The sequence below is a fragment of the Nocardia sp. NPDC003979 genome, assembly GCF_053605015.1.
Window position 1 is genome coordinate 601,407 of the sequence record NZ_JBSGIJ010000003.1, and the last position, 9,041, is coordinate 610,447.

The following is a 9,041-nucleotide window of genomic DNA, read 5'->3' on the forward strand; positions in this document are numbered from 1 at the left end:
CCCCGTTATCGGTGCGCGCACCGGTAACAGCAGACCGTCAGCAACCGACAATCGGGATAGCTCTCTCGATGATTTCCGTCGCTCACGTATCTGCAGAGGTTCCCCATGACAGACCGTCTCGCGCTCGGCGTCACCGTCGGTGCATCCCGTTCAGTTGCCGTAGCCACGGCGATCGACGGCGGTGAACCGGTCGCGGTCGTGCGGCGACCCAGTGCAGTTGAAGTAGTCACAGCCGGTCCGGCGGTGGTGATCGAGGGCTTCCTGGCCCGGGTCGGCGATCCGGTGCGCATGCTCGCCGAGGACGGTTCGTCCTATGTCGCGGCCGATTTGGTGGCCGCAGCGACCACTCAGCTGATCGACGAGGTCCGCGACCGCGTCGAGGGCGAGCCGACGGTGGTGTCGTGCCACCCCGGTTGGTGGACGGATGACCAAGTGCAGGCGGTGCGTTCGTCTCTCGACAACGCGGGCGCCCACGCGGTCGTCCTCGTCCCGGAACCGGTCGCGGTGGTCCGCCGCTACGAGGTCGAGCGCGGACTGTTCGACGAAGGCGCGGTGGTGGTCTACGACCTCGGCGCGAGCGGCCTGACCGTCTCGGTGGTTCGCACCGGGGAGCAGTCGGGTCTGCTGGCCATCCCGCTGCACGACACGGAGATCGCCGGCTCGGAATTCGATTTGCTGACAATGCGCTATGTGCTGTCGCACGCGCTGGGTGACCGGGAATTCGACCCGTTCGATCCGGCCGTGGAGACCGAACTCGCGGCCCTGCGCGAACGCGCACGCCTCGCCAGAGAAGAACTGTCACTCGACACCGCGACCGTGGTCGAGGTCGGCGCCCTCGGCGAGGCCGCGACCGTTCGCCTCGTCCGCCACGAACTCGAGGACCTGCTGCGCGGGCCCGTGCAGGATTCCCTCGCCCTGGTGCGCGAGGCCGTCGAGCGCGCCGGCGTCCGGCTCGGCGACATCACCGCCGTCCTGCTGACCGGCGGCGGCGCGCAGATGCCCCTTGTCGCGGAGCTGGTGTCCGCGGAATTCGCGCTGCCCGTCGTCGCGTGTGCCGACCCGGCCACCGCGAGTGCGGCGGGCGCGGCCGAGCTGGCCGCCGATCTGCGGGCGGCGGAATCCACGCCGCTCGTCCTTCCTCTCGAGGAGCTCGACGAGCCGGCCGCGACGACGGAAATCGCGCCGGTCTCACTCGCGAAAGCTCTGCCCGTCGTCGACGACGACGACGAAGCCTCGGCGAAGAAGGTCGTCACCGGCAAACGCCTGGCGGTCGTCGGCGCGGCAGTCGCCGTCTTCGGCGCGCTCACCGCGGGAACGCTGGCCATGTCTCCCCAGTTCGCGACGCCGAGCAAGCCGGACGCGTCCACGGTGAACCCCACCGAGAACGCGCCGAAGAACAACGGCCCCGGACAGGCGGTCGCACCGATCGCCACGTTCGACGCCGACGGCAAGCCAGTGGTCGGCACGCCGACCGTCGACGCGAACGGTCAGCCGGTCCCAGGCGCTCCCCTGCTCGACTCGACGGGTCAGCCGATCCCCGGCACCGTCACCCCGGCCGCACCGGTGAACTCCGCCCCCGGGACACCACAGCCGGGCGGCCCTGCCCAGTCCCCGGCAACGCAGCAGCAGAGCCAGTCCGGCGGCGGAACCCCTGCCCCGCAGCAACCCGCACCGCAACAGCCGGCCCCGCAGCAACCAGCACCCCAGCAGCCCGCTCCCCAACAGCCCGCCCCACAGCAACCGGCGCCCTACACCCCGCCGGTCCCCCAGGCTCCGAACGTGCCGAATGTCGGCGCGGTACCCGGCGAGGTGCTCGACGGCGCGGGCGAGGTGGTCGAAGGCACCGTCGGTGGCGTCACGAAACTCCCTGGTGAACTACTGGGAGGCGGCAATTGAGCCCCATCGCGCTCGACACAGTCCCCCATGCCCGTGAGATTCTGCGAGCGGTAGACGCTGCCGACGACCAGCCGGTGGTGCTGTTGCTGACGGGTCGCTCCGGTACCGGCAAGTCGGTATTGCTCGACGCTGTACGCCGTCGGCTGCGCGGCCGGGGCGTTGCCGTGATCGGCCGGGCCCCCGAGCCAACCGACAACGGCGCCGTCGTGATCGCCGACGACCTGCACGACATGACCCCTGCCCAGCTCGCAGCCCTGCGCACCGAGGTGGAATCGGGTGCCCGCTCCCTGATCTGCGCCACTCAGCCGCGCCCCCAGCATCCCGAACTGCGCGCCCTGTGCGACGCGATCGGCAGGCAGGGCCGCCTGATCGAGATCCGCGCACTCGGTTGCGGTGAGATCGGTTCCTTCGCCCGCGAACTCGGGGTGTCGGTGCCGCGTCCGCTGGTCACCCACATCCACACCAGGACCGCGGGCATCCACGGCGGTGTCGTCGCGGCACTACGGGCGGCGGGTCAGGCCAAGCTCGACGCGGGCCTGCCTGCCGTCGACGCAGCCCTGTCCGCTTGGGCCCGTGCGCAATTGGCCGCTTTCGATCCCCCGCTGCTCGACACCCTCGTCGTCGCGGCGACCGGAACCGGCCTCGACGCCGGTGAGCTCGCCGAGGTGCTCGGGGTGGAATTGCCTGTCGCCCATGACCTGCTGGACCGCGCGCGGGCGAGCGCACTGGTCACCGATGCCGACCTGTTGCTGAGCGCGGCCGTGCCGCAACTGCGGCTGCTGCTCGGCGATCGCCGCTTCGTCGCCGTGCAGCGCAGGCTCCTCGACACCCGGCTCGAGGCGGGCCTGCTGCGCGACCACACCGGCCTGCTGCTGGCCGAGTCCGGTGTGCGCGACCAGCGCCTCGCCGAATTCCTCTGCGCGGCAGCCCGACAGCAGCGTCCCGACGCCGCCCGCTACTACGCGGCAGCCGTCGCGGCGGGCACCGATCCGCGTCGCATCACCCTCGCCTGGGCCGAGGCCGCCGCGAAGGCAGGCGACGACGACACCGCCCTCCGCCTGGCCGAACCCCTGCTCGACGGAACCGATGTCGACACCGCCGAACTCGCGGCCGCCGTGCGCGTCTGCGCGAGCGTGCTCACCCGGCGAGGCCTGGTCAGCCGGGCCGCCGCACTCTACCGCTGGCTCGGCCCGAACCGGGTCGGTGCCGACTGGGCGGTCGCGGCGACCGTGCACGCCCTGGCCGGTGACAGCGCCGCCGCCACGGAGGCCGCGGCCGACGCCGAACACTGGCCGCCCACCCAGGCCGGTGCCGGGGCCCGGCTGATCGCGAACGCCCTGCTCACCTCCCTCGACCCGCACGGCGCGGCCACCGCGGGCGCGATCTCGGCGCTGGTCCAGGCCGCGCGGACCAACGGAACCGGCATCACCCCGTGCAGCGCGGTGACCGTCGGCGCCCTGCTCAGCCTGAGCGCGGGCGAACCACGCCGCGCCGACGACGCGATCCGTGCCGCCGACGGCGAAGGCAAACAGCTCGGCGTGCTCGCGGCCTGGACCGCGCTGCGCATCGGTGACGAATGCAGGGCCGCCGAGACCATGACCGGCATCGACATCGCGTCCCTTCCCCCGCGCGACCGCCTGCTAGCGCACGCCCTGGCCGTCGGCCTGGCCCGTCGCAGCGGTGACGCGCAGGCACTGCATGCCGCGTGGACCGCCGCCTTCCCGCTGTTCGACGAGGTCGACGTCGACCTGCTGAGCCTGCTACCGATCGGCGAATTGTGGTTGGCCGGAATCCAATTGCGCGACGAGGGCCGCATCCAGCCGCTCGTCGAGGCCGCCACCGCACTGTTGCGCCGCCTCGGCCGCGCACCCGCCTGGACCAACGCCTTCCACTGGTACGGGGTGCAGGCGGCGATCGCCAAGTCCTCGCCCCAGCAGTTGCTGCCGCACGCGCACGCGCTGAAGAACGCCGCCGCCGACGGCGACCCGCACGCCGCGGTCCTGGCCGACGCGGGCCGCACCTGGTTGCTCGTGCTGCGCGGCCAGGTCGACCTGCCCGCCGTGCACAGCGCGGTCCTCGCCCTCGCCCACCAGGGCCACACCTTCGACGGCGCCCGCCTCGCCGGCGACACCGCACGCGTGATCGACGACCCCGCCGCCGCGAGCGCCCTGCTGAAGCTGGCCCGTTCGGTGCGTATCCCCGCCCGCCTCGAGGCACCCAAGACCGGCGATGAAACCTCGGTGGCTCCGCAACCCGCGATCGAGCAGCGCGCGCTCAGCGACCGTGAGCGCGAGGTCGCCGAGCTGGTGCTACTCGGTCTCACCTACCGGGAGATCGGCGCACGGCTGTACATTTCCGCCAAGACCGTGGAGCATCACGTGGCGCGTATCCGACGCCGGATAGGCGCACGTTCACGATCGGAATTATTGTCGATGCTGCGCGCGATGGGACACGGCTCACTCCTGGTGTGACCGCCGGACTCGCCGCCCAACACCACGGACGTCGAAGCGAGGTAACCGGATGGCCACTGGAGTCGGCTTGCGTATCGCCGACGACGAGTGTGTCGCCGCGGTGGTCACCGACGACGGGGCGAAGCATTTCGTCGAGCGGTCGTCGGTGCTGCACATGTCCGACGACGGCGACGCGGCCCTCGGCGACGCACCGCTGTCCGGGAAGGCGCACGCGATCTCCGGTTTCGTCCGGGCGATCGGCGATCCGGCCGGTGTCGATGTCGACGGCGGCGAGGCCTATCGGGCCGAAGACCTGCTGGCCACGGCCATGTTCTGCCTCATCGATCTCACCACCGAGCATCTGAGCGGCCCGGCCGAGTTCTACGCGACGCATCCGGCGCAGTGGTCGCCTGAGGTGGTGCGCGGCGTCCGTGAAGCGCTGGACTATCTGGGTCTGAAATCGGTGGCGCTGCTCGGCGAGGACGAGCTGCCCCAGCCCGCCGAGGGCGCCGATCCGGGGAAGGCGTTCGCGTCGTCGGCCGCCGAGGCCGCGCTGGTCGCGGTGCTGGCGACCCCGGCCGGTGCGACGCCGCCGGATCCGATCGTCACCGAGAACTCCCTGGTGAAGACCGATGTGATGCCCGCTGTGGAGCCGCCCGTGGTGGTCGCGCAGGCGTATTCGGCGGCGCTTCCAGTGCAGCATCCGACCAAGGCGATGGCCGTCACCGTGCCAGCGCCCGCTCCGACGGCCCCCGCGCCCGCTCCGGTGCGGAACAAGACGCCGCTGTTGATCGCCGGGGCCGCGCTGATCGGCCTGGTGCTCGGTGGCATCGCGGTGTCGGTGCTGCTGCGCGGCACCGAGCCGACCGAGCCGCCGACCATCTCGGACGCGCACTCGGAGACGACCCAGCAGCCGGCACCCACTCCCGTAGTCGCTCCGCCGCCGCCGGAGCCCACCACCGAGGAACCGGTCGTCACGACCACCCCGGAACCGACGACGACCACCGAGGAGCCGACCACCACCGAAGCTCCGACCACCACCACGCCGACACCGACGACAACCACGCCGACGACGACGCCCGGTCGTACCACGACCACCCGGCCGTTCCCGTTCCAGCCCCGCGAGCCCGGCGAGCTCCCGCCGCCGCTCGAGATCCCCGGCTGGCGCAAAACCGAAGCTGGTAGCGGGTAACCGCACCCCATCGCCGGGCGTGCCTTAGAGTGATGCGCTGACCGACATACCCGCCGCCGGCGGTGGTCTCGGTCACTCGTTCGGTGACGAAGGGATTTCATGCGCAAGTTGGTGGCGCGTCGCGCCGCGGTCAAGGCAGCCTCCGCCGGGTTCGCCGCGACCGTTCTTCTCGCCCCTCTGCTCGGCTCCGGTGTCGCCAGCGCGCAACCCGCTGCGCCGCAGCAGCTTTCGGCCGACGCCCTACCCGCCGAACTGGTGACAGCCATCTCGCGCGACCTGGGCATGACCCCGAACGAATACCTCGACCGTGCCGTGCGCGCCCAGGAACTGCGTGCCTACGCCGCCGACTTCCGCGCCGAGAACCCCGACACCTTCGCCGGTGCCTGGCTCACGCCCGAGGGCAAAGCCGTTGTCGCGGTGACCGATGCCGAGACCGGCCGCCTGGCCGCCGCCGACGGCTACCAGACCCATCTCGCCCCGATCTCGGCGAGCGGCCTGGAAGGCGCTCTGCTGCAACTGAGTCAGTGGATCTCGACGCTGCCGCGCGAGATCTCCGCGCCGATCAGCTCGATCGCCATCGACGTGCTCAACAGCCAGATCGTTATGAGCGTCGCCAATTCCAGCACCGGCCACCTGCTGAACCTGCCGACCCTGATCGCCACCATCAAGGTGGTCATCACGCCGGGCGGCGGTGGCGAGGTGGTGAACCGGCCGATGGGCGGCGACACCTACATCACCGCCGCCAAGGACCTGCACGACGCCGACCTGCGCGGTGTCGATGTGTGCTCGTTCGGTTTCAACAGCACCGACGCGGCGGGCAACGCGCTGAACATTTCTGCGGGCCACTGCAATCCGAATGTCGACCACGGCACGCCCGCCAAGGTGTACGTGCCGAATGTGCGCGACATCCCCAACAGTCCCGAGGTCGGCCAGTTCGCCATGTCGGTGCTCGGCGGGCCGGGCGCACTCGACTACTCGGTCATCAAGCTCAACGAGCGTGCGGTGAACGCGGGCATGGACCAGGCCCGGGTGCGTGGCGCCAACGGCACCACCCTCGCCATCACCGGCACCGCCGATCCGGTGACCGGTGCGCCGGTCTGCAAAACTGGTCAATCGTCCACCTTCACCTGCGGTTTCGTCTCTGCCGATCACGTGGAGACCCAGCTGTTCACCGCGGAGGGTGTCAGCAAGACGATCCGTGGTTTCGCCACCAGCGCCTGCACCCTCGGTGGTGACAGCGGCGGCGCGATCGTGTCGGGCACTCTCGCGCTCGGCATCACCAGCGGCTCCAATGCCGCCGAGGCGCCCAACTGCACCGAGGCCAACACCCAGCTCGCGCCCTTCGGTGGCACCGCGACCCTCGGTGTGCCGATCCGGCCCATCCTGGCCGATATCGTGGCCAATTCCGGTGGCGGTCTCGGCAGCGGAATCATGGTGCGTACCAACCCCAACGCGGGTTAGTACCGGACGAATCACCGAACGGACCGGGTGAGTGAAATCTCTTGCCCGGTCCGAGTAGGCATAACCGGTCCGAGCCCATATAGTTCGATCATGCTCCTGCCACGTATGGGTCGCGCCCCCCTCGCACGAAGCTCGAGACGAGCTCGCAAGTCCGTGATCGCCGCTTCCGCGGCGATTCTGCTGTTCGGCCCCACGATGGCAGTCGCCGACGCCGAACCCGCGGTCGATCTGCCTGCCCAGCTGATCGAGGCCGTGAGCCGTGACCTGAAGCTCTCCCCGCAGGAATACCTGCGCCGTGCCGACGAGGCCCAGCAGGTCGCCGCGTTCGCCACCACCGCCCAGCGTCAGTTCCCGCAGGTGTTCGCCGGTTCCTGGCTCAACGACCAGGGCAACGCCGTCGTCGCGCTGGCCCAGGGCCCCGGCGCCGACGAGGCCCGTACCGCCGCCGAATCGGCCGGTTTCGAGGTCCGCAACGTCGCCAAGAGCGAATCCATGCTGCGCGGTGAGAAGACCGCGTTCGAGAACTGGCTGGCCGCCGCGCCGCCGGAGATCGCCAACCTGGTGCGCGGCGTCGTCATCGACACCGTGAACAACGCGATCGCCGTGCGCGTCGAGCAGGCCGGGCTGCCCCTGCCCAGCTTCATCGACCCGGCCCGCGTCGTCGTCACCGCGCCGCCGGTGGCCGGTGAGAAGGTCGACCTGGAAGCCACTCCCGTGGCGGGCAACGGCACCGGCCCGATCGCCGGTGGCGAGGGCTACGCCGCCATCGCGGGCAACAGCTCGCTGCGCTGCTCGTTCGGCTTCAACGGCACCGACCGCTCCGGCAACGTCGTGAACATCTCCGCGGGCCACTGCAACCCCGACCTGGAGTCGGCGGGCACCGGTTCCGCCGCCGCCGTGTACGAGATGAACGGTGACCGCGCGGGCGCCCAGCTCGGCACCTTCCAGAAGTCCATCCTCGGCGAGCAGGACTACTCGATCATCCGCGTGAACGACAACGCGCGCGCCCGCTTCGAGAACAACCTCGTCACCGTCCCCGGCGCGGCCCCCATCGCCGTCGACGGCGTCGGCGTGCCGGTCGTCGGCGCCCCCGTGTGCAAGTCGGGTTCGCGGACCGGGTTCAGCTGCGGCATCGTCAACGGTGTCGACCAGACCGTGCAGGTCGGCGATCGTCAGCTCACCCAGAGCTTCTCCGCCAACATCTGCGCCCTGCCCGGCGATTCCGGCGGTGCCATCGTCACCGGCCGTATGGCCCTCGGCATCTCCAGCGCCTCGTCGGTCGCCGACTACCCGATCTGCGAAATCCCCAACATCATCGGCGCCATCACCGGCGACACCCCCCAGCTCTTCGCCCAGCCACTGAGCGTGGTCCTGTCGGACAACCCCGGCCTGGCGGTTCGCACGAACTGATGCCCTGGCGGGCAGTGAGCATGCCCTGAACAACGGTGGAGGCCGGTAGCGCTAGAGCTACCGGCCTTTGCCGTTTCTGGGTGGTCGCTGTGTGGCGGGGTTCCAGCCGTGTGGAACTGCCTTGGTGTTTTGTGCACCACAAAGGTGTTGGGCTGTATTTTTGGAGCGCTGGCGCGCTCGAGCGCGGCCCCTGGAGGGCCGCGAGTTAGCCACCGTTGCTCGCGGCTGCGCCGCATGCGCAACGGCGGCTAACTCGCGGCCGCTACGCCGCTTCGCGGCGGACCCTCCTCGAGGTCGGGTCGTACGGGGCTGGGGATGCGGTCATGGCGGACTGCTGGGAAGCCCACCCGGGCGGCGAATCACCCAGAGCCGCCGGCTCCCGCACACCCAGCCCTACTGCACCACTCAGTGCGCCACCTACCGCACTCCCAGCCACACCGCACCACCCAAGTCCGCCATGACCGCACCCCCAACCACGCACCCTTCCCGACCTCGAGGAGGGAACGCCGCGCAGCGGCGCAGCGGCCCGGCCGCGCGAACAGCGCTCGAAGCGCATGCGCGAAGCGCGAGTCTCGAGCGCTGTTCGCGCGGCCCCCCCGGGGCCGCGCGCCAGCGCGCCAGCGCTCCAAAAA

General features: G+C 70.8%; 5 protein-coding genes. All 5 read left to right on the top strand.

Features of this window, described 5'->3' with window-relative positions:
• The first annotated feature begins 105 nt into the window (after positions 1 to 105).
• The 5 genes from ACWEVR_RS09605 to ACWEVR_RS09625 all read left to right on the top strand — a co-directional run bounded on the left by ACWEVR_RS09605 (position 106) and on the right by ACWEVR_RS09625 (position 8,409).
• Positions 106 to 1,896 (top strand): Hsp70 family protein, encoded by a 1,791-nt coding sequence (locus ACWEVR_RS09605; RefSeq protein ID WP_452466516.1) that lies wholly within the window; start codon positions 106 to 108, stop codon positions 1,894 to 1,896.
• Positions 1,893 to 4,367, top strand: a complete 2,475-nt coding sequence (locus ACWEVR_RS09610; protein ID WP_452466517.1) for a LuxR C-terminal-related transcriptional regulator — start codon at positions 1,893 to 1,895, stop codon at positions 4,365 to 4,367. The genes ACWEVR_RS09605 and ACWEVR_RS09610 overlap by 4 nt, the downstream gene beginning before the upstream one ends.
• A 49-nt stretch (positions 4,368 to 4,416) precedes the next feature.
• Positions 4,417 to 5,538 carry a hypothetical protein gene (locus tag ACWEVR_RS09615; RefSeq protein ID WP_452466518.1) on the top strand — a complete coding sequence of 374 codons (1,122 nt, stop codon included), beginning with the start codon at positions 4,417 to 4,419 and terminating at the stop codon, positions 5,536 to 5,538.
• A gap of 99 nt (positions 5,539 to 5,637) precedes the next feature.
• A complete protein-coding gene (locus ACWEVR_RS09620) occupies positions 5,638 to 6,999 on the top strand; it encodes a S1 family peptidase (protein ID WP_452466519.1) in 1,362 nt (453 codons plus the stop codon).
• A 153-nt stretch (positions 7,000 to 7,152) separates the two neighbouring features.
• A complete protein-coding gene (locus tag ACWEVR_RS09625) occupies positions 7,153 to 8,409 on the top strand; it encodes a S1 family peptidase (protein WP_452466520.1) in 1,257 nt (418 codons plus the stop codon).
• Positions 8,410 to 9,041: the final 632 nt, after the last annotated feature.

What these genes read in the sequence shown, in the direction of transcription:
- ACWEVR_RS09605 (WP_452466516.1), top strand. Translation starts at nt 106, where the DNA reads ATGACAGACCGTCTCGCGCTCGGCGTCACCGTCGGTGCATCCCGTTCA.
- ACWEVR_RS09620 (WP_452466519.1), top strand. Translation starts at nt 5,638, where the DNA reads ATGCGCAAGTTGGTGGCGCGTCGCGCCGCGGTCAAGGCAGCCTCCGCC.
- ACWEVR_RS09615 (WP_452466518.1), top strand. Translation starts at nt 4,417, where the DNA reads ATGGCCACTGGAGTCGGCTTGCGTATCGCCGACGACGAGTGTGTCGCC.